The organism is Anoxybacillus sp. FSL W8-0104 (assembly GCF_038004465.1).
Classification (GTDB): domain Bacteria; phylum Bacillota; class Bacilli; order Bacillales; family Anoxybacillaceae; genus Anoxybacillus; species Anoxybacillus flavithermus_G.
On sequence record NZ_JBBOQU010000001.1, the window covers coordinates 485,427 to 506,889 of the forward strand.

The window sequence follows — 21,463 nt, forward strand, 5'->3', positions numbered from 1 at the left end:
GGGAAGTGTTATGAAACAAACATGGTTATCCACAAACTTTTTTGTATTTTTCTTCACCTGGGGGATTTTCTTACCGTACTGGACCGTTTGGCTGATTACAAAAGGGTTAACTGCTCAACAAGCAGGGATCGTGATATCCATCGGATTACTAGTAAGAGCTTTTTCAACTTCGTACATTTTTCCTGCCTTGTGCAAAAGGTATTGGTTATCACACGTTTCGCTTATAGTCGCTTTTTTATCTCTAATCATCCTAGTATGTTTTTTGCCTTTTAATAATTTGGCAGGGCTTATGTTAGTAATGGTCTTTTTCAGCCTCATCTATCCCATGTTGTTACCTATCAACGAGACAAAGGCCTCCATTCTATCAAAAGAAGAAAATGGGATTGACTATGGAAAATGCAGATTATGGGGATCGTTCGGTTTTATTCTCTCATCAGTGTTAACAGGATGGGTAGCCTCAAAAAATGCGAACAATATTATCTATTTGTTTTTACTCGGTAATCTATTCATTTTAATCCTATCATTAATTCGATCTCCATCAAGCTTAAGAGTTAAGCTTTCTCAACGGGCAGGAGGTTCCTTTGAATTACTGAAATCAAAATCATTTTTAATATGTCTCCTCCTGAGTATGGTTTGGTATTGTCAAAAGTTTTAAAGACATACCCTAAGTTTTTATTGATTTTATGCGGTTTTCGACAAAAAAAGCTTGCCACCCCTGCTGTTTTTGGTACGATTGAGGTAACCACACACCCAATCCAAACAAAGGAGTGACAAGCTTGTTACCTCAATTATTAATCAAATGTCTTCAAATAATCAAGACCCAATATCAAATCATTATTTATTTACTAGGTGTACTTTTTGGAAAGTCCCTCACAGACTGGGATGACGAAGAACCGGTGAATCAATCGTATCAGAAACTCCAAGTCGATGAACTGCCTGTCATCGAAACGCTTCCGCGTTTAGACTATCGTCATCTTCTTGTCGAATACGAACAACAACACGGAAAACCGTTGAAGCCGATCAAGAGGCACGCGAACACGAAAACCACGGTGCCTGATGCATTGACGTGTCCACAGTGCCAAGCGCCATCTAATTATGTGTACGCCAACAACGGGGGTAAAGGGCAGTATCAATGCAAAGTGTGTCGTTGCCGTTTCAACCATCGTAGCCGTTTTGCCAAACAAGTGATTTTTCGGTGCCCACATTGTTTAAAGGCACTCGAGAAAATCAAAGAGCGCAACGATTATTACATCCACAAATGTAAGAATGATGATTGCTCGTTTTACCAAGCAAACTTGCGACAGATGACACCTCAGGAAAAAGAACAGTTTCAACATGCGCCGTATGCCTTTAAAGTTCGATACATTTTCCGTGAGTTTCTCTTTGATTTTCAGCCGTTGGCACCGTCGTCACCGATACAGTCGAAGGTGGATTTGTCGCGTCTTTCCGTGTCTTCGCATACACTCGGACTCATCTTGACGTATCACGTCAACTATGGGCTCTCCGCGCGGAAAACAGCGAGGATCATGAAAGACATTCATGGGTTGTCGATTTCTCATCAGACCGTCATCAACTATGCCAACAGTGTTGCGCTGATCGTCAAACCTTTCATCGATCACTTTCCTTACGAACTGTCTGGTTCTTTTTGCGGCGACGAGACGTATATCCGCGTCAAAGGGTGCTGGCATTACTTGTTTTTTATGTTTGATGCCGTGAAAAAGGTCGTGCTGTCTTACCGGGTCTCTCCACATCGGGATACACTCTCTGCCATCCGTGCGATCGATGATGTTCTCAAGAAACTGCCGTCCATTCCTGAAGATTTGTCTTTTGTCGTCGATGGCAACCCGATCTACTTGTTGGCGCAGCACTTTTTCGCCCAACAAGGGATTTCTTTCGATGTCCGTCAAGTCATCGGGCTGACAAACGAGGATCCTGTGTCCGAGGAATATCGACCACTTAAACAGATCATTGAACGATTCAACCGAACGTTTAAAGGCAACTACCGACCGACTCATGGGTTTGGCGCAGAAGAAGGCTCGGTTTCCTTTGTCACACTCTTTGTGGCGTATTTCAACTTCTTGCGTCCGCATAGCGCGTTAGAAAAACGGGTACCGGTCGTCATCCCAGCATTAGAGAGCCTTCCGCATATGCCGGCACGTTGGGCAAGGCTCATTGTCATGGCTCAAGAGATGTTGACCCAACAAGCTGCATCCTAAGGACGGATTCGGCGGAGCGTACCCTTGACCATCCGAACCTCGCCAAAGGTAAAATCAGGATAGGGCAAGGGCTGCTTTCCTATGCCCTTCTTTTCTGCCCTTGCCCTTACTGACCGTTTTTCTCCTTTGGCGAGTGTTGGTCAAGGGCGGTAACTATTCACTCCGATAGTAGTATGTAAAGAAGCGCAACACAAATAGGGCATCCCCGTAATAGAAAATGCCCTAAGTGGTAGAAAGAACGCGATCAAGCGTGTCACCCGTCAACAGAAGACATAACGAATCCCACACGTTTTTTTCGTGTTTCGTCAGTGTGGAAACGATGCTTCTTGTGATACAAAAAGACTGGGCGAATGTTTCTACGCGAAACGTACCCGAAATGTTCTCTTTGACTTTAACCATGCGAAGATCGCGTTCGGCTTGGTTGTTGTCAAAGGGAACATGTACTTCACGTAAGAAACGCAACGCTTCTTCCTTTCGTTTCTGAAGCCGTCGAACAAAAGCGAGTGCTTTTTTCGGAAGAGGTGTCATCGTTTCCAATCGATGTTGTGCTCTTTCTAGGATGCGATCATACACTCGTTCCCACCGTCTCGCTTCTTCTTCGGAAAGTGCACCGTGATGGGCTTCGACGGCTTGCTTGGCGGCTAACAGAAACGTGGTCATGCGCATCGCCCACGTATGCCCTTGTTCGATGAATCCTTTTAACTCACGCAAATGGTGGGCATGACAAAGGGCATGGGTGGCATGTGTGTATTTCGGATACGTACCGAACCCATCGTGCATCATCGTCCCTTTGTATTGTGGAAGAATCCCGATCTCATCCGTTGCTTTCTTTCCACGAGAAGCGTGAGAAGCCAAGTATGTATATCTCGATGTACACGCGACATGCACCCATGCGAGTTTCCCATTGATGCGCAAACTCGTTTCATCGACATGCAGGATGTTGGATTCAAGTAAGGCGTCTTCGATGATGTCCATATTTGATTCCAGCGCTTCGCGTCCTCGTTTCACCATATTGGCAAGGGTTCCTGTACTAATCGAGTGTTGATATAACGCTTCGATTGTATCACTTAAACGCTTGTACGGGATCAATTGGATATGATGTAAATAAACAACGAGCGCAGTAAGGCGTGGACCGTATTGCACATGATTCGTGACATGGGATGGGAATTCGGCTTGTTGCACGCATCGACAATGCGGACACGATTTCACTTCACGTTCATGTTGTGTCACCTCGATCGCCACAGGAGGGACATCAAACACTTGACGGATATCGACTTTGAACGGTTTGACGTCACGCAAAGAAACCCCACATCCTTGACACGTATGCACACGGTGGACGACACGATGATGTGGATGTTCCACTTGACGGAGCGTCGTTCCTTGATGTCCTTCTTGTCCGCCTGGCTTGTTGCCAGATGGTTGACGAGAAGAACGTGTGTTGGCAAAACGGTCAGAAGATGGGGGCAAATGGCTATTGGAGCTGTTTTTTTTCGTGCGTGCTTCCAGCTCTTGAACACGGTACTTCAGTTGTTCATTTTCTTTGCGTAGCTGTTTGTTTTCTTTCAACAGTTGCTCAATGACTTGTTGTTGGTGAGTAATGAGCTGCTTTTGTTGTTGGACTTTGCTGATTAAGCTTTCAACTGTAAATACAGCTTGTTGTACCGTCAACATGCGATTCACCTCCTTGTCTATCAATATTCACATCATAGACAGGAAAAGCAAAAAATATTCAGCTCACTTTATGATGTGGCTGAATAGTTACCAAGGGCGAATCCAATTCCACTATCCTCTTTATTTTCCTTCAACAGGTAGACCATGATGACTTTTCATAGATTTTTTGACGCTACCTATGGTTTTACAAGGTACCCATGCTGCCTATTATAATTACGGAGTTATTTATCTTAAACACATAGGAATCAATAGTGTTTATATTGGTGGAATCCTTGTTTTGGCTGTCTTAGCTGAAATCGGGTTCTTTTACATTTCAAACCGAGTATTCACTAAGTTCGATGTAGCGACTATGTTTCTATTGGCCGGGATTGCATCAATTATCCGTTGGTCAAGTGTCTATTTTTTTGAGAATCTACTGGTTTTTGTGTTTTCTCAACCGTTGCACGCTTTAACATTTGGTCTCACGCACTTTGCATTCATGACTTTTGTTAATCAATATATTAGTAAGGACAAAATTCCTTCAGCTCATGGACTCTACGCATCACTTGCCATGAGTTTAACCACTGGGGTTTTAACACTTGTCAGTGGATACTTGTACTTGTATTCACCTGGATTCCCATTTCTCGGAATGGCATTGGTCGTGGCACCTAGTTTATTCCTATGCCCGATGCTTAAAGAGCTTACCCGTCAATCCAGCACATTTCAGGTATGAGTAAAATGTTTGTGGGAGAAAAAAAGAAAGGTTCCTGATTTGGTATAATCAGGAACCTGTCCGATATGTAAGCAAAATAGATGAAAAATGGGCTCTCCTCCTGTAAGGTAGTAAGTGCGAAAAAATAACCAAAGAAAGGATTGGAGCCCATGCAGGATTATATCACAGATGGAGTCACATGGAAAGACATTGAACAGTTATTGTTTCGGTATATGCAAAAAGAATATGGTCAACTGCTTCAACAGGTGTTGGAGGATATCGACCGCACATTGGCGGAAAAACGAGATAAAAAACGATACGCGCTCAAAGATAAACGAGGGATACGGATGTAGACGATGTTTGGAGAAGTGGAAGTCAAGCGGAACTATTACTTCGATCGGGAAAAACGGAGGTATGTCTGTCTGTTGGATGCTTTTCTTCAGTTTGAGGGGGCACATGGAGTCAGTCCGTTGTTAGAAGAAACAGCGATTCATCTGGCAGTGACAGGTTCATCGTATCGACAAGCTGCCCAGTCCTTAGAGAAACTGGTGGGATATGCGTGCATGAGCCACGAAACGATTCGTCAGTTGATTGTCGAGGCTGAAGTCGTTGGACACCGCAAGATGGAGAAAAAAGGTCGGGTGTTTTTCATTGAAGCGGACGGGTTGTACGTCAAACGGCAACGAAGCTGCATGAAAGGAAAAGAAGAGAAAATTGTGACGATTCACCAAGGATGGGAGAAAAACGGCAAACGAGTTTCTTTGGTGAACCGACGCTAACTATGTTCATCATATGCAAAAAGAATATGGTCAACTGCTTCAACAGGTGTTGGAGGATATCGACCGCACATTGGCGGAAAAACGAGATAAAAAACGATACGCGCTCAAAGATAAACGAGGGATACGGATGTAGACGATGTTTGGAGAAGTGGAAGTCAAGCGGAACTATTACTTCGATCGGGAAAAACGGAGGTATGTCTGTCTGTTGGATGCTTTTCTTCAGTTTGAGGGGGCACATGGAGTCAGTCCGTTGTTAGAAGAAACAGCGATTCATCTGGCAGTGACAGGTTCATCGTATCGACAAGCTGCCCAGTCCTTAGAGAAACTGGTGGGATATGCGTGCATGAGCCACGAAACGATTCGTCAGTTGATTGTCGAGGCTGAAGTCGTTGGACACCGCAAGATGGAGAAAAAAGGTCGGGTGTTTTTCATTGAAGCGGACGGGTTGTACGTCAAACGGCAACGAAGCTGCATGAAAGGAAAAGAAGAGAAAATTGTGACGATTCACCAAGGATGGGAGAAAAACGGCAAACGAGTTTCTTTGGTGAACCGACGCTAACTATGTTCATCAAACGAATGAGCCAATCTGGGAAGCCATCGAGAGCTTCTTGGTGGAAGAATATGGGTATGATCCACTAGAAGATTGGGTCGTCATCAATGGAGATGGTGCCCCATGGATCACGGGTTGTCGTGAATATTTTGGAGATAGAGGGTACTTTCAGCTCGATCAGTTCCATGTAGCGAGAGAGATTCGGCAATTGTTCCGAGGTCATGCGAGATATCGGGCGATTCGAAAAACATTCGCGTCATGGGATGAAGAGGGGGTGTTACGAGAACTCACAAGTGCCATCGGTACGCTAGAACATGGGGAGAAGGAAAAGCAACTCGAGGCGCTTGTTCGTCGAATCGAGGAGATGCCAGGATGTTTGCGTGACTATCGCATATGGCTGAAGGAAAAAGGGATCGACACGACAAACATGAGAGCGATGGGGGATGCGGAAGGAACGATGCATGTGTTTGCGAAACGAAGTAAAAACGGTCGAAGCTGGAGGGATGCAGGAATTGAAGCGATGTTGCGAGCGATCGTCGCGATAAAAGATACGTTACTTATTCGGACACGCCATGGAGTGATGTGTTGCGTGGAAGAACGAGAAGAAACGAAACGAGAAGAGATCGTGAAAAAGGCACTGAAGCGCGTGCAAACGCAAATGGCAGAAGTGGTACGACATCATATCTCATACCTTTGCAATCTTCAGGGACACCGATTTACGAGGTATTGCAAGCATTGAAAGGTTTTTAAAAACACAGATATAGGCACATACCTACAGGATAAGAGTAGATAAAAGCGCTTACATGAAACAAGTCCATAAAACCATATATAACCAATAAAATCGGTCGAGAAAAAAATCCCCCACAAAGTCTTGACTCAAACCCATACTTAAATACACTTGCAACGAAGGTGTAAATTTAAATACACTTGCAACGAAGGTGTAAATTTTTTAAAATGATATGTATAATGAAATAATGGAAAATGACGGTGAAAAGGAGTAGTAGTAAACAAATGGTCGGCAGAGAGTTGACGGGTGGTGCGAGTCAACCGAAGTTTGTTTACGAACTCGCCTTGGAGTCGCGTATGCGAATGAAGTAGCATGCGCCGTGAATCTGCGTTAATGATGAAAGTGAGTGCACGATTCGTGCGCTAACAAGGGTGGTACCGCGGGAGAATCCTCTCGTCCCTTTTTGGGATGGGGGGTTTTTTGTTTTTCATTTTTGTTAAAAATGGATTAAAAGGAGGTTTGTCACGTGAGTTTTAATCATCGAGAAATCGAAAAAAAATGGCAAAAGTATTGGGAAGAAAATAAAACGTTTAAAACGACAGAAGACGATGGAAAGCGAAAGTTTTATGCGCTTGACATGTTTCCATATCCATCAGGGGCGGGATTGCACGTTGGTCATCCAGAAGGATATACAGCAACGGACATTTTAGCGCGCATGAAACGCATGCAGGGATATAACGTGTTGCATCCAATGGGATGGGATGCGTTCGGATTACCAGCCGAGCAATATGCGCTTGATACAGGAAATGACCCAGCTGAATTTACAGAAAAAAATATTAACAACTTCCGCCGTCAAATTAAATCGCTCGGTTTTTCATATGACTGGGATCGCGAAGTGAACACGACCGATCCGAACTATTACAAATGGACACAATGGATTTTCTTAAAGCTATATGAAAAAGGATTAGCGTATATGGATGAAGTGCCGGTCAACTGGTGTCCTGCACTAGGGACGGTACTTGCGAATGAAGAAGTCATTGATGGTAAAAGCGAGCGCGGTGGTCATCCAGTCATTCGTAAGCCGATGAAACAATGGATGCTTCGCATTACGGCATATGCGGACCGTTTACTTGAAGATTTAGAAGAATTAGACTGGCCGGAAAGCATTAAAGAAATGCAACGCAACTGGATCGGCCGTTCAGAAGGAGCAAATATTCATTTTCAAGTCGATGGACACGATGAAACGTTTACGGTGTTTACAACGCGTCCAGATACGCTATTTGGTGCAACTTATGCCGTGCTTGCCCCTGAACATCCGCTCGTTGAAAAAATTACAACACCTGAGCAAAAAGAAGCGGTTGAAGCATATTTAAAACAAATTCAAAGCAAAAGCGATCTTGAGCGCACGGATTTAGCGAAAGAAAAAACAGGTGTATTTACGGGAGCATATGCGATCAACCCAGCCAATGGGGAAAAATTGCCGATTTGGATCGCAGATTACGTGTTAATGAGCTACGGTACAGGCGCAATTATGGCAGTGCCAGCCCATGATGAACGCGATTATGAATTTGCGAAAAAATTCAATTTGCCGATCAAACAAGTCGTTGCCGGTGGCGACATTTCGAAAGAAGCGTACACAGGTGACGGGGAACACGTGAACTCTGATTTCTTAAACGGGTTAAATAAAGAAGAAGCGACGAAAAAAATGATTGAATGGCTAGAAGCAAACGGAAAAGGAGAGAAAAAAGTATCGTATCGCCTCCGCGATTGGTTGTTTAGCCGCCAACGTTATTGGGGCGAACCGATTCCGATCATCCATTGGGAAGACGGTACGATGACGCCAGTGCCAGAAGAAGAATTACCGCTTGTGTTGCCAAAGACAGATGAAATTAAACCGTCGGGCACAGGGGAGTCCCCACTAGCAAACATTGAAGAATGGGTGAACGTTGTTGACCCAAAAACAGGCAAAAAAGGTCGTCGCGAAACGAATACGATGCCACAGTGGGCAGGAAGTTGCTGGTATTATTTGCGCTATATTGATCCGCATAACGATAAGCAATTGGCTGACCCTAAAAAATTAGAAAAATGGTTGCCTGTCGACATTTATATTGGTGGGGCAGAACATGCCGTATTGCACTTGTTATACGCGCGTTTTTGGCATAAGTTTTTATACGATATTGGTGTTGTGCCAACAAAAGAACCGTTCCAAAAGCTATTCAACCAAGGGATGATTCTTGGGGAAAATAATGAAAAAATGAGCAAATCAAAAGGAAATGTCGTCAACCCAGACGATATTGTTGAAAGCCATGGCGCCGATACATTACGTTTATACGAAATGTTTATGGGTCCTTTAGAAGCATCGATTGCATGGTCGACAAAAGGACTTGACGGTGCACGCCGTTTCCTCGATCGCGTATGGCGTTTATTCGTTGAAGAGAACGGTCAACTAAATCCAAAAATCGTTGACAATCCGGAAACAGATACGCTTGAACGCGTATATCATCAAACAGTGAAAAAAGTAACCGAAGATTACGAAGCGCTTCGTTTTAATACCGCCATTTCACAATTAATGGTATTCATTAATGAAGCATATAAAGCGCCTGTATTGCCGAAAGCATACATGGAAGGATTCGTAAAACTGTTATCGCCAGTTTGTCCGCACATTGCTGAAGAGTTGTGGGAAAAACTAGGTCATAGCAACACGATTGCTTACGAAGCTTGGCCAGCATATGATGAAGCAAAATTAGTTGAAGATGAAGTCGAAATTGTCATTCAAGTGAATGGAAAAGTACGTACAAAACTACATGTGCCAGCTGATGCAACGAAAGAACAACTTGAACAATTGGCGATGGAAGACGAAAAAATTAAAGAACAAATTGAAGGAAAAACGGTGCGTAAAGTGATCGCTGTACCAGGAAAATTAGTGAACATTGTTGCAAATTAATGTACAAAGCCTCTCGCACATGTGGCGGGGGGCTTTTGCTAAAGAAAGGAAGAGATTGATGAAAGAAATGACAGCCGCTCAATTAAAACAAATGATCGAAGCTGGGGAGCGAATTCAGGTTATTGACGTGCGTGAAGATGAAGAAGTCGCTTTCGGAATGATTCCATCAGCGATTCATATAAAGATGGGGGACATTCCTGAACGAATGAGTGAACTAGACAAACAGAAAACATATGTGATTATTTGTCGTTCTGGCGTGCGTAGTGAACACGTTTGCCGTTATTTAGAGGCGCATGGTTATGATGTATGTAACATTGTCGATGGCATGCTCGGATGGGACGGAGAAGTTGTGTAAAGATAAAACAATAAGATCGCTTCGTGGCGATCTTATTGTTTTGCATATATGGCAGCGTGCATTCCAGCGAGTCGTCCGGTGACGAGTGCGGCAGTAATATTGTAGCCGCCCGTATAACCGTGAATGTCTAAAATTTCTCCGCAAAAATAAAGACCTTTCATTAACTTCGATGCCATTTCCTTCGGATGCACTTCTTTCACTGACACGCCACCCCCTGTGACGAACGCTTTTTCAAGCGGCAACGTGCCATGAACGGAAAAAGAAAACGTCTTGCATGTCGCGACGAATGAGCGAACTTTGTCGTACCCTAACGTACTCGCGGTCGTTTGCGGGTCGATCGCTACTTGTTCAAATAAAAATAATATATATCGCTCAGGAAGAGGGAGAAGTGCCTTTACAATATTTTTTATCGTTTTTTTCGGTTCTTCTTTTATGGCACGTACAATGCGTTGAAATAACGCTTCTTCTTTATCATCTGGCAAGGCATCGATCGTCATCATAACGGACGGTTGCTTTTTTAATTGTTTGACGACAAACTGGCTACAACGTAGTGCTGCTGGTCCTGAAACCCCAAAATGTGTAAAAATCATATCCATACGATGTGTCACGATTCGTTTCCCTTTTGCGTTTAATACGCTTAATGCCACATCGCGTAGTGATAATCCTTGTAACGTTCGCTTTTGAATAAATGGTTCGTGTGAAACAATCGGCACTTCGGTTGGAAACAGTTCTGTAATCGTATGTCCAGCTTTTTCTGCCCATGCGTAGCCGTCCCCTGTCGAACCGGTATGTGGCACAGATTTCCCTCCGGCGGCAACGACAACCGCTTTTGCTCGAATCATTTCCCCTGTTCGCAGCGTCACTCCATATACGGATCCATCTTTATATTCAATGTCTTTGACAGGAGTATGAACGCGAATGTCGACGCGCAATCGTTTTAATTCTCGAAGCAAAGCTTGTACGACAGATTGCGCACTATCGCTCACCGGAAACATACGACCGTGATCCTCTTCTTTTAACGGAACGCCAAGCCGTTCAAAAAAGCGAATAATATCTTCATTATTAAACATTGAAAATGCGCCATATAAAAAACGGCCGTTTCCCGGAATGTGTTGAATAAGTTCATCGACTGGTCGTCTATTTGTCACATTGCAACGCCCGCCGCCAGAAATAGCTAATTTTCGTCCGAGCTTATCTCCCTTATCAAGGAGGAGCACACGCTTACTTCGTTCCCCAGCGGCGATGGCTGCCATGAGTCCTGACGGTCCTCCACCGATGACTATAACATCATATGTCATCACTTTCACGTCCTTTCTGTTACGATTATAAATGATTTTATGAAAAAGAAAAAAGTGTGCTAAAATAAGTGAAGCAATGAATCCGTTAAGGAAGGGATGTTATGTCATCATCAAAGTTATTGCGTGGCACGTTTATTTTAACGGGAGGCGTGTTTTTGTCACGCATATTAGGGCTTATATACGTCTTCCCATTTTACCAACTTGTTGGCAAACAAGGAGGAGCACTTTATTCTTACGGTTACGTTCCATACACACTATTTATTAGCATCGCAACGATGGGAGTGCCGCTTGCAGTATCCAAGTTTGTCTCGAAATACAATGCACTTGGGGAATATGCGATTGGACGAAAGTTGTTTCGTTCAGGGATCATGTTAATGGCGGTCACCGGTTTTCTCGCTTGGCTTATTTTATACATGAGTGCACCACTATTAGCACCGTTTGTTGTCAATGATGACGGACACGGCAACTCGATTGCCGATGTTACTTCTGTTATTCGTGCGGTTAGTTTCGCTTTATTGCTTGTGCCGATGATGAGTTTAATTCGCGGCTTTTTTCAAGGGCATGAATCAATGGGGCCGACAGCGCTTTCGCAAGTTATCGAACAGCTTGTCCGCATCATCTTTTTGCTTGCAGGTAGCTATATCGTTTTACGTATTTTTGATGGTTCGCTTGTGACTGCCATTCAAGTTGCAACGTTTTCTGCCTTTATTGGCGCTGTCGGTGGACTAGCTGTTTTATTCATGTATTGGTTTAAGCGAAAATCATTTTTAGATGAACTATTAAAGCAAGATCGTGGCACGATCCATATGTCGTTAAAAGATATGTATAAAGAACTGATTGCCTACGCAGCACCATTTGCTTTTGTTGGTTTGGCGATGCCGTTATATCAGCTTATTGATCAATTTACATTTAACAAAGCGATGGCAAGCATCGGGCTCGGTGCGATTTCTGAGGACGCATACGGTATTTTTAACGTATGGGCGCAAAAACTCGTCATTATTCCGGTCACGTTAGCAACGTCGTTTAGCTTAACGCTTATTCCCACGATTACGAAAGCTTATGTGAAAGGGGAAAGCAAGCGGTTACGAAAATATTTAAACGACACGTTTCAAGTCGTTATGTTTATTACGTTGCCTGCAGTTATTGGCATGGCTCTTTTATCTGAATACGTATATGCTGCGTTTTATAGTTATGATCCACTCGGAACAGAAGTGTTGCGCGCATATGCGCCAACGGCTATTTTCTTTGCTTTATTTTCTGTGACGGCAGCCATTTTACAAGGTATTAACAAACAAAAATTTACTGTAATTAGTTTAACGATTGGGCTTTTGTTTAAATTGTTGTTTAACTATATACTGATCGTTTCATTTGAAACGGTAGGGGCTATTTTGGCAACGACGATTGGATATGCTTTATCGGTCGGGTTAAACTTATGGGTTATTCATCGTTATACAAATTATCGGTATCATTTTGTTGCCAAGCGTGTATTGTTTATGGGAATTTTGACGACAATGATGTGCGCAGTCGTTTGGCCGATTGTGAAGCTCCTCGATCGTTTCCTTCATTACAACGGCAGCATGATCCAATCGGTGATTATTGTTGCATGTGGTGGGGGAATCGGAGCAGCTGTTTATTTTTATTTAAGTAAACGCTCGAACTTGTTATATGCGTTATTTGGAAACAGGTTTTCATTTTTGCGAAAAAAAGAAAAGAAGGCCGTATCGTAGCCTTCTTCTTTCTATTAGAAATCACTGCTAAACGGGAATCCAAGCTGACGCTCAACGCGTTGAAGGCGTCGATTTAAATTGTTAATTTGTTGTTGTTGTCGCTCGGTAATGCGTTCAAGACGGTCGACGCGACGCTCAAGAGAGTCGCTTGGAAATCCAGGTGTTCCTGGGAATGTTGGTGTTCCTGGGAATGTTGGTGTTCCTGGGAATGTTGGTGTTCCAGGGAATCCCGGCATAAACGGAGTACCTCCGTAATAAGGCATACCAGGCATTTGCTGTTGTTGTTGGCGTTCATCCATTCGGAAAACTCCTTTCGCTTTAGTTGTTACGTAGGAAGTATATGTGACAATTGACATTCGTGTATGGACGGATGCCTAAAAACGAAAAACATTTGGAGGGATTTTAGTGCTGCGAATCGATAAACTGTTGGCAAATATGGGATACGGAACGAGAAAGGAAGTGAAAAAGCTATTAAAAGCAGGCGTCGTTAAAGTCGATGGGATGACGATAAAAGATGCGAAAACGCACGTCGATCCAAAAGCACAAGTTGTTACTGTGTGGGGAGAAGAAGTGGAGTATAAACCGTTCATTTATTTAATGATGAACAAGCCAAAAGGGGTCATTTCAGCAACAGAAGATGCGGTCGAAGAGACAGTTGTTGATTTGCTAGAAGAGGAAGATCGCATATTTGATCCATTTCCTGTCGGACGGCTTGACAAAGATACGGAAGGGTTATTGCTGTTAACGAATGATGGACAACTTGCCCATCAGCTACTGTCGCCGAAAAAACATGTGCCGAAGATATATGAAGCAATTATTGATGGGGAAGTGACTGAAGATGATGTTGTCGCATTTCAACGTGGTGTTGTGCTCGATGATGGATACGAAACAAAGCCGGCAGAGCTTGTGGTCATCCGCTCGGGTTTGCGTTCAGACGTACGAATTACAATTACAGAAGGAAAGTTTCATCAAATTAAACGAATGTTTCAAGCGGTCGGTAAACGTGTTGTTTATTTAAAGCGGATTCAAATGGGACCGATATCGCTTGATGAAACGTTAGAACCGGGAGAGTATCGTGAATTGACAGATGAAGAAATTGCTTTATTAAAAGGAGAAGGCAAAAAATAGGAACCTGAACGAATCAGGTTCCGTCTATATCCATGCTGTTAAGATGACATCTTCACCCTTTTTTTAGTTGTTGTCCATTTACCTTTGCTAGGGCTGTGAATTAAATCGTTGTATGCTAACACGTTTAAATCCCGCTGAATTGTTCGTGGTGTAATACCGAATTCTTCCACGAGCTCTTGCGTTGTCACTGTTCCTCTTTCGCTAATGAACATGTAGACGGACTTAATACGGGTTAGCATGCGATCGGTAGATGGTTTCAAATGATCACTCCCTATCGTTACATCATTCGCATGGTACAACAAAGATGAAAAACTAGATGTCTTACCATCTATTTTACACGAAAACATAAGAAAAATGCTATAACTTTGCTGAATTTTACACAATATTAATACAATTAATACCATATTTTTCTTAAGGAAAGGTGAAAGCGACGATGAATATGAACTGGATGGAAGAAGTAAAAAAGCGAGAGTCAGCGCTTTTGAAAGATTTGCAAACATTTTTGCGCATTCCAAGCGTACGAAATGAACAAACAGCAACAGAAGAAGCCCCGCTAGGAAAAGAGGTGTATGAAGCGCTTTGTTACATGCTAAAGCGTGGTGAAGAAGAAGGGTTTGTCACAAAAAACGTTGACGGACTAGCTGGTCATTTGGAAATGGGCAATGGTGAAGAGATTGTAGGCATATTATGTCATGTAGATGTTGTTCCCGCTGGAGATGGTTGGACGTTTGATCCGTTTGGGGCAACGATTGTAGATGGGAAAATTTACGCACGTGGTGCATTAGATGATAAAGGGCCGACGATTGCTGCATTTTATGCGATGAAAATTGTAAAAGAGCTAGGATTACCGCTATCTAAGCGCGTACGCATGATTATTGGGACAGATGAAGAAAGCGATTGGCAATGCGTCGAACGATATTTTCAAACTGAGCCAATGCCGACGCTCGGATTTGCGCCAGATGCCGATTTCCCGATTATTTACGCTGAAAAAGGGATTGCCGATTTTGATCTCATTCAACAGCCAATAAATAAGCAAACGGCTGATTGTGTTCTTCTGTCGTTTCAAGCTGGTCGTCGATACAATATGGTTCCAGATTTTGCAGAGGCTGTTTTGCAGTTAACGAACGGAAACGATATGAAAGATCGTTTTACTGAATTTTTACAAGTACACACACTTGAAGGTGAGGCGTATATAGATGGCGAAACGATGAAGTTATGTGTTCGCGGTGTTTCTGTGCATGGGATGGAACCAGACGACGGAGTGAATGCGGGGCTATGGCTTGCAAAATTTTTAGCAGATGAAACACTCGATCCACAAGCAAACGAATTTGTTCGTTTCGTTTCTCAATACTTTTATGGCGATACGCGCGGAAAGCAATTAGGGGTTGCGCATACAAATGAGGAATTAGGAGATTTAACGATCAATGTCGGTATTCTTTCATATACGCGTGAGCATGGTGGGAAAATAGGTATCAATTTACGTTACCCTGTGACGAGCGACATTGCCCATACGAAAGAAGTGATCGAGCGAGTCGCAAACGGTCATCACTTTATGTTAACAAACTTTTCTAACTCTTCGCCCCATTATGTAGCAAAAGATCATCCGCTCGTTCAAACGTTGCAACGCGTCTATGAAGAGCAGATGGGTGAACGATCGTCACTACTTGCCATCGGCGGTGGGACATATGCGCGTTCTTTACAAGCAGGGGTAGCGTTTGGTCCGTTATTCCCAAATCGCCCAGATGTTGCGCACCAAAAAGACGAGTATATGTTTATCGATGATTTACTTAAAGCAACAGCCATTTACGCCCAAGCGATTTATGAATTAGCAAAATGACAATTTCCAAAATATGTTATAATGAAAAGTGCCGTCGATCGTGACGGTACTTTTCGTTATTTTATTCGATATGGGGGATTTTTTGTGTATACACGTATTTTTCGAGCATTTTATTTTTTACAGTTTTTTAGTTTTGGTTCGCTCTTTCCGTTGTTATCTGTATATTTAAAAGATGAAGTCGGTTTGTCTGGGACAGAAATTGGGATGATTATGTCCATTAGCCCGATCGTCATGATTTTTACTCAGCCTATTTGGGGGATGCTGAGTGATTATACGCGTAAGCCGGTTCAAGTATTAATGATATCTTTATTAGGAACCGCTTTATTCGGACTGATGTATTCACTCGCCCACTCTTACGTATCGTTGCTTGTTATTGCTGCTCTGCTTGCAGTTATGCAAAGTGGTATCGTGCCTCTGTCTGATAGTATTACTCTTCATTATGTACAAAAGGCAAATGAGCGATATGGATCGATTCGGCTTTGGGGGGCGCTTGGGTTTGCGTCGGCTGTTCCTGTCGCTGGACAAGTGGCTGAGTGGTTCCATCTTCGTTTTATCTTTTACATTTTCGTTGCTTTGCTCATTATTTCGAGCATGCTCGCATGGAAGTTGCCACGAGAACAGTCAAGTGCTAAGGTGAACATTCGGGAAGGAATGAAAGAGTTAGTTCGCATTCCACCGTTTCTTTTATTTTTGCTAACGACGTTTCTCGTTTTTGGTCCAATTTATGCTAACAATTTTTATTTTGGCATTTTGATTACCGATTTAGGAGGAACGCTTGCAGGCGTAGGCCTTGCATTTTTGTTAGCGGCAGGTAGTGAGGCGCCGTTTATGAAATTTGCTGACGGTGTCGTTCGGAAATTCGGGATGATGAACGTGCTATTAGTTGCAACAGCTTTATCTTGTGCTCGTTGGTTGTTTTATTTTTTTGAACCACCTTTAATAATCGTGTATGCCACGACAATTGTACAAGGGGCGTCTGTCGGTTTGTTTATCCCAGCTGCCCTTCAATATGTGCGTGACATTACCCCTGCACACGTGCGTACGACGGCTGTATCGCTTTATGCTACAGTTGGAAATGGACTTGGAAGCTGGTTTTGTACATTTGTAGGAGGGTATATTTTAGAACGTTGGACGATTGAACATGTGTATTTATTTTTTGGATTGTTGACGCTTGGAGGAATGGTTATTTTCGCCTGGCAGTCAAAAAAGGCGTTGCATAAAACATCGGAAATTTGATAAAATTTAGAAAATTAAAAGGTGGGACAATAAATGCATTACTTTTTGGCAATTCCTTTGCCGAATGAAGTAAAACAGCAGCTTCATGCCTTTATTTCCGAATGGAAAGCGCCATTTCGTTTGTTCGTTCATGAAGCAGATTATCATATTACACTTGCTTTTTTAGGGCGGGCAACGGAAACAGAACGAAAACAAATCGCAGCGCTTATGCCAGATGTGATCCAAAGACATCGAGTATTTTCATTACAATTGAGCGAAGTTTATTCGTTTGGTTCTCGTATTTTATGGTATGGCGTAAAAGAAGAGCCTTGTTTGTTTTCCCTTCGCCAAGATGTGTATGACGTTTGCCGGCAGATAGGTTTTTCTCTTGATGCTCGACCGTTCACGCCACATATTACGTTGGCGAAAAAATGGAACGGATCGTTTCCGTTCTCACTTGAAACATATCCGAGAAAGATTGAAGGAGAGGACATTCGCTTTTTCGTACACGACGTTGTGCTATACGAAACACATATGGATCAAACGCCGAAATATAAGCCGTTGATGCGTTTTCCTCTTTCATAATTCAATAACAGGGGGAGAAAAAATGGGGATTACGGTCATTCAAATCGGGGTATTGTATATGCTGTATATTTTTGGTTCGATTATTCAGCAACTGCTACACATCCCTATTCCAGGTAGTATGATAGGGATGTTGTTGCTATTTTTATTGTTAATGACCGGAATGGTGAAGGAAGAGTGGATTTCCCGTGGTGCTAACATGCTTTTGTCTCATTTAACACTTTTGTTTATTCCGGCAACTGTTGGCATCATTGATTATGTTGAACTTTTTTTAGGGAAAGGGATATGGTCTATTTTCGTTGTCATCGTGAGTACAATGATCGTCATGTTGTTTGCTGGTTTCATCGGTCAATGGGCACAAACACGTGAACAAAAGCGAATGCATGAGGTGAAAGGAGCATGATCGGCGCGATTATGCTTTTGTGGACGATTGTCGTGTATATGGCGATGCGCAAATTGTATGCTCGCTTTTATTTTCCTTTGCTTGTGCCAATCGCTACGAGCACAGTAGTCATCATCATCACGTTATCGCTCTTTCATTTGTCGTATGAACAATATATGAGCGGAGGAAAATGGCTCGTTCATTTGCTCGGTCCTGCAGTCGTCGCTTTAGCTTTGCCGCTCTACCAACATCGCCGTACGTTAAAACAGTTTTTATGGCCGTTGTTATGCAGTACATTTTTTGGCACAATGATCGGGATGGGAAGCGGCCTATTACTGGCTCGCCTTTTTCATTTACCGAAACAGGTCGTTCGTTCGATCATTCCGAAATCAGTTACATCGCCTGTAGCAATGGATATTGCGAAGTTGATTGATGGCATACCGACGCTTGCGGCAGTATATGTAATGATTGCTGGAATTTTTGGCGCGATGTTTGGTCCTAGCCTTTTTCGTATGTTTCGCATAACAACAGCATTAGGTATAGGGAGCGGGCTTGGTGCGGCTTCGCACGGGATTGGTACGGCAAAAGCGCTTGAAATCGGAAAAAAAGAGGCTGCCATTAGTTCTGTTGCGATGACGCTAAGTGCAATTTTCGCTTCTCTTCTTTGCCCGTTGTTGCTTTTGTTGTAGAATGAAAGTAACAATTGATTGCTGGAGGTTAAGGCGTGGGACAGCTCATTAAGCTTCAAGACTATATTTCGCGCTACGAGCTAGATATGTATCATTATCCGAGCGAGTTTATTCGTTTAAAAAGGAAGCAATGGGAACGAATGAAGCATGTATGGGAGACGGGTCAATTGGCGCCACAAATGGAGTCGCGTGTACATGAGTCATGGAAATGGCTTGAGGAGGGACCGTCATTTTTTGATAAGATTAAACGAATATGGAAACGGGAAAAAGTAAAAGATGTGACGGACGAAAATGAACAGTCGCAAGAAGAGGAAGACTTTATGTTTTCTATTCCGTCCGAACCAAGAACGATTGAAGAATTGAAAATATTATTTTTAGAAAAGCTGTTTCAACTGCAAATTCGTTGGGCGAGCTCGACGTTAACGGAAGAATCCGTTATTGATCCGAAATATTATTATGACGCATATTTAAAATATTTTTTGCAACGTTTTCCAGATACATACTTATGTATGTACAAGCCTGTATTTTTATTGAAAAAAGCTCCTGTCGAGCTTAATACGATTTTGATTAGTCCAACAACGACGTGGTGCGTTGCGTTTACGCAAGAACGGAAAAATAACATTATTGTTGGCTCAGCTGAACGTTTTTGGACGGAGATTGTCGATAATGTGGAGAGAAAAATCGTCAATCCGATGATTTCGCTTCATCGAACGGAAAAAGTTGTTCAAACGATTTATAAGCAATTTTCCGTCGATATGCCGATCAAAAAAGTGTTGATTAATCGAGAAGGGTATATTGATTATCGCTATGCACCGAGCGATTTTGATATCGTCGATCGCCGTCATTATGAGATATGGTTTATGTCACTCAGACAGTTGACGATGCCATTGAAACATACGCAACTGAAGGCGGCGCAATCATTGTTGACATATTGTGATACGCGCTATTACGATCCGCTCGTTATTGAAGAAATAGAAGAGGCTGACGAATGAAGCGTAGCCTCTTTTTCGATTTTTTATAATTATGGTAAGGATAAATACTTTTTTTGTTCTTCTTGCATAATAAGTAAGTAACCAGATGGTAAAAGCGGAAATGGAACGCTACATGAGACAAATGAATTCCTTTTTTTATCTTAGTCCATTTTATAACAAAAATAATTGACTCCTGAATCCGTGACAAAACATCTTTACAATGGTCGCAAACCGTTGATACGATAAGGGAAAACGACGTTGACGACTCTTCATCAAGTAGGTGAATGTGATGAAAGATTTCCCGATTCGGTTTGTATTGACAGATGAAGCGATTACTCCAAGTGCTGGGCTTGCTCTCGTGGGCTACTTACTGCACCAAACGAAGCTGGATAAACGAGTAAACGCACTTCGGCTCCCAACGGTTCGTCGAGATGTGCACATTTCCCATAGCGACGTCATTCGCTCGATGATCGGCTTGCTTGCCACAGGAAAAACGGATTTTGATCATATCGAAGCGTATCGTCAGGACGATATCTTTTCGACATCAATGGGCATTCGGCACGTACCTTCCTCCCCAACGTTGCGACAGCGTCTCGATCAGCTCGCTTGTCTCCCGATGACCGAAACCATCATTTGGGAGGAATCGATGCGTCTGTTGGTTCGACAACACGCTACCTTGTCCGCTTGTTGGACGAAAGGGAAAACGACATGGCTTCCCCTTGATATAGATGCTTCCCCATTTGATAACTCCGATACGAAAAAAGAAGGAGTGAGTCGAACGTATAAAGGATTTGACGGTTTTACGCCGTTGTTTGCGTACGCAGGGAAGGAAGGGTATATCGTTCATGCCGAGCTGCGTCCAGGGAAACAACATGTACAAGACAACATGCCTTCGTTTTTAACTACCGCCATCCGTCGAGCTCGTCCGCTGACCTCGTCTCGTCTGCTTGTCCGCATGGATGCAGGGAACGATGCGGAAGCGAATGTGCACGTATGTCTAAAGGAAGACGTGGACTTTGTCATCAAGCGAAACTTACGCCGAGAATCGAAAGCGCTTTGGTTCCAGATCGCTTCGCAAAAGGGCAGACGCGTCGATGATGGACAAACAGAAGGAGTACAAACGTATGAGTTATGCCTTCCACAGACAGCAGCAATCGATGGACACACGTATACGTACGTTCAAGTCACCCAAGTGACGGAACGAACGATGGAACGAAATGGACAGCTGATGCTCGTTCCTGATTACGAAGTCGAAAGCTACTGGGTGCGCCTCGAAGGATACGAGCATGTTCGAATGAGTGATGTGCTCGCATTGTATCACGATCATGCGACATGCGAACAGTTTCATAGCGAACTGAAAAGCGACTTAGATTTAGAGCGACTTCCATCAGGGAAGATGAAAACGAATGCGCTCGTGTTAGTCATGGGAGCATTCGTGTACAACCTTCTTCGCCTGATTGGACAAGATCTATTAAGCGATCCGAGACATCCATTACATCATAAAGTGAAACGCCGCCGCATCAAGACGATCATTCAGACGGTGATCACGATGGCAGGTCGACTCGTCCGCCGATCACGACAGATCTGGATGAAACTGACGCGAAGGAGTGGGTACAGTATACTCCTACTGAATGTGTATCAAAAATGGAAAGAGGCAAGATAACAAACAGATGTTCGGGTACTCATATCCATCACTCCCCC

At 43.2% G+C, this 21,463-nt stretch carries 18 protein-coding genes, 2 pseudogenes and 1 other annotated feature; of the genes and pseudogenes, 16 read left to right on the top strand and 4 right to left on the bottom strand.

The window, feature by feature from the left end:
* Positions 1–10: 10 nt before the first annotated feature.
* Positions 11–655, top strand: coding sequence for an MFS transporter (locus tag NST18_RS02710; RefSeq protein ID WP_340721199.1), 645 nt, complete (start codon positions 11–13; stop codon positions 653–655).
* Between the two features lie 121 nt (positions 656–776).
* Entirely contained in the window at positions 777–2,216 is a 1,440-nt protein-coding gene (locus tag NST18_RS02715) for a DDE-type integrase/transposase/recombinase (RefSeq protein WP_064214575.1), read from the top strand.
* Between the two features lie 222 nt (positions 2,217–2,438).
* Here the strand turns inward: NST18_RS02715 and tnpC are convergent, their stop codons facing one another.
* Positions 2,439–3,887, bottom strand: a complete 1,449-nt coding sequence (tnpC, locus tag NST18_RS02720) for an IS66 family transposase (protein WP_088223283.1) — start codon at positions 3,885–3,887, stop codon at positions 2,439–2,441.
* Positions 3,888–4,053: 166 nt separating this feature from the next.
* Here tnpC and NST18_RS02725 point away from each other — a divergent pair, with 166 nt between their 5' ends.
* From NST18_RS02725 to NST18_RS02750, 5 genes and pseudogenes are all read left to right on the top strand, one after another.
* Entirely contained in the window at positions 4,054–4,599 is a 546-nt protein-coding gene (locus NST18_RS02725) for an MFS transporter (RefSeq protein WP_340721200.1), read from the top strand.
* Between the two features lie 212 nt (positions 4,600–4,811).
* Positions 4,812–5,357 (top strand): annotated as a pseudogene (locus tag NST18_RS02730) (UPF0236 family transposase-like protein).
* Between the two features lie 4 nt (positions 5,358–5,361).
* A pseudogene (locus tag NST18_RS15145) lies at positions 5,362–6,657 on the top strand (ISLre2 family transposase); the annotation flags it as partial.
* Between the two features lie 228 nt (positions 6,658–6,885).
* Positions 6,886–7,098 (top strand) — a binding site (T-box leader).
* A gap of 62 nt (positions 7,099–7,160) precedes the next feature.
* Positions 7,161–9,578 carry a leucine--tRNA ligase gene (leuS, locus tag NST18_RS02745; protein WP_004888970.1) on the top strand — a complete coding sequence of 806 codons (2,418 nt, stop codon included), beginning with the start codon at positions 7,161–7,163 and terminating at the stop codon, positions 9,576–9,578.
* Between the two features lie 58 nt (positions 9,579–9,636).
* The gene (locus NST18_RS02750; protein WP_004888971.1) at positions 9,637–9,933 is read left to right on the top strand and encodes a rhodanese-like domain-containing protein; all 297 of its coding nucleotides are present in this window, start codon (positions 9,637–9,639) and stop codon (positions 9,931–9,933) included.
* A 32-nt stretch (positions 9,934–9,965) separates the two neighbouring features.
* Here NST18_RS02750 and NST18_RS02755 read toward each other — a convergent pair whose 3' ends face one another.
* Positions 9,966–11,231 carry an NAD(P)/FAD-dependent oxidoreductase gene (locus NST18_RS02755; protein ID WP_004888972.1) on the bottom strand — a complete coding sequence of 422 codons (1,266 nt, stop codon included), beginning with the start codon at positions 11,229–11,231 and terminating at the stop codon, positions 9,966–9,968.
* A gap of 101 nt (positions 11,232–11,332) precedes the next feature.
* On the opposite strand from NST18_RS02755, the gene NST18_RS02760 reads away from it, so the two are divergent.
* A complete protein-coding gene (locus NST18_RS02760) occupies positions 11,333–12,958 on the top strand; it encodes a putative polysaccharide biosynthesis protein (RefSeq protein WP_004888973.1) in 1,626 nt (541 codons plus the stop codon).
* A gap of 14 nt (positions 12,959–12,972) precedes the next feature.
* Here NST18_RS02760 and NST18_RS02765 read toward each other — a convergent pair whose 3' ends face one another.
* Entirely contained in the window at positions 12,973–13,257 is a 285-nt protein-coding gene (locus NST18_RS02765) for a hypothetical protein (RefSeq protein ID WP_004888974.1), read from the bottom strand.
* A gap of 106 nt (positions 13,258–13,363) precedes the next feature.
* Between NST18_RS02765 and NST18_RS02770 the strand changes: the two genes are divergently transcribed.
* On the top strand, positions 13,364–14,086 hold the full coding sequence (locus NST18_RS02770) for a pseudouridine synthase (RefSeq protein WP_004888975.1): 723 nt from the start codon (positions 13,364–13,366) through the stop codon (positions 14,084–14,086).
* A gap of 38 nt (positions 14,087–14,124) precedes the next feature.
* Here NST18_RS02770 and NST18_RS02775 read toward each other — a convergent pair whose 3' ends face one another.
* Positions 14,125–14,346, bottom strand: a complete 222-nt coding sequence (locus NST18_RS02775) for a DeoR family transcriptional regulator (RefSeq protein WP_004888976.1) — start codon at positions 14,344–14,346, stop codon at positions 14,125–14,127.
* A 173-nt stretch (positions 14,347–14,519) separates the two neighbouring features.
* Here NST18_RS02775 and pepV point away from each other — a divergent pair, with 173 nt between their 5' ends.
* The 7 genes from pepV (at position 14,520) to NST18_RS02810 (ending at position 21,425) form a co-directional block, all read left to right on the top strand.
* Positions 14,520–15,923, top strand: a complete 1,404-nt coding sequence (gene pepV, locus NST18_RS02780) for a dipeptidase PepV (RefSeq protein ID WP_004888977.1) — start codon at positions 14,520–14,522, stop codon at positions 15,921–15,923.
* 84 nt (positions 15,924–16,007) lie between these two features.
* A complete protein-coding gene (locus tag NST18_RS02785; protein WP_035018442.1) occupies positions 16,008–17,159 on the top strand; it encodes an MFS transporter in 1,152 nt (383 codons plus the stop codon).
* Between the two features lie 33 nt (positions 17,160–17,192).
* Complete coding sequence (gene thpR / locus NST18_RS02790) at positions 17,193–17,723, top strand: RNA 2',3'-cyclic phosphodiesterase (protein WP_004888979.1); 531 nt, start codon at positions 17,193–17,195, stop codon at positions 17,721–17,723.
* 22 nt (positions 17,724–17,745) lie between these two features.
* A complete protein-coding gene (locus NST18_RS02795; protein WP_004888980.1) occupies positions 17,746–18,123 on the top strand; it encodes a CidA/LrgA family protein in 378 nt (125 codons plus the stop codon).
* A complete protein-coding gene (locus NST18_RS02800) occupies positions 18,120–18,791 on the top strand; it encodes an LrgB family protein (protein ID WP_004888981.1) in 672 nt (223 codons plus the stop codon). The genes NST18_RS02795 and NST18_RS02800 overlap by 4 nt, the downstream gene beginning before the upstream one ends.
* Positions 18,792–18,826: 35 nt before the next feature.
* A complete protein-coding gene (locus NST18_RS02805) occupies positions 18,827–19,783 on the top strand; it encodes a hypothetical protein (protein ID WP_004888982.1) in 957 nt (318 codons plus the stop codon).
* Positions 19,784–20,051: 268 nt separating this feature from the next.
* Entirely contained in the window at positions 20,052–21,425 is a 1,374-nt protein-coding gene (locus NST18_RS02810; RefSeq protein ID WP_088223305.1) for an IS1380 family transposase, read from the top strand.
* Positions 21,426–21,463 lie beyond the last annotated feature (38 nt).

Bases quoted from the DNA above. Each gene is read 5' to 3' on its own strand.
- NST18_RS02710 (WP_340721199.1), top strand. From the start codon at position 11: ATGAAACAAACATGGTTATCCACAAACTTTTTTGTATTTTTCTTCACC.
- tnpC (WP_088223283.1), bottom strand. From the start codon at position 3,887: ATGTTGACGGTACAACAAGCTGTATTTACAGTTGAAAGCTTAATCAGC.
- NST18_RS02750 (WP_004888971.1), top strand. From the start codon at position 9,637: ATGAAAGAAATGACAGCCGCTCAATTAAAACAAATGATCGAAGCTGGG.
- NST18_RS02755 (WP_004888972.1), bottom strand. From the start codon at position 11,231: ATGACATATGATGTTATAGTCATCGGTGGAGGACCGTCAGGACTCATG.
- NST18_RS02760 (WP_004888973.1), top strand. From the start codon at position 11,333: ATGTCATCATCAAAGTTATTGCGTGGCACGTTTATTTTAACGGGAGGC.
- NST18_RS02765 (WP_004888974.1), bottom strand. From the start codon at position 13,257: ATGGATGAACGCCAACAACAACAGCAAATGCCTGGTATGCCTTATTAC.
- pepV (WP_004888977.1), top strand. From the start codon at position 14,520: ATGAATATGAACTGGATGGAAGAAGTAAAAAAGCGAGAGTCAGCGCTT.
- thpR (WP_004888979.1), top strand. From the start codon at position 17,193: ATGCATTACTTTTTGGCAATTCCTTTGCCGAATGAAGTAAAACAGCAG.
- NST18_RS02795 (WP_004888980.1), top strand. From the start codon at position 17,746: ATGGGGATTACGGTCATTCAAATCGGGGTATTGTATATGCTGTATATT.
- NST18_RS02800 (WP_004888981.1), top strand. From the start codon at position 18,120: ATGATCGGCGCGATTATGCTTTTGTGGACGATTGTCGTGTATATGGCG.
- NST18_RS02810 (WP_088223305.1), top strand. From the start codon at position 20,052: ATGAAAGATTTCCCGATTCGGTTTGTATTGACAGATGAAGCGATTACT.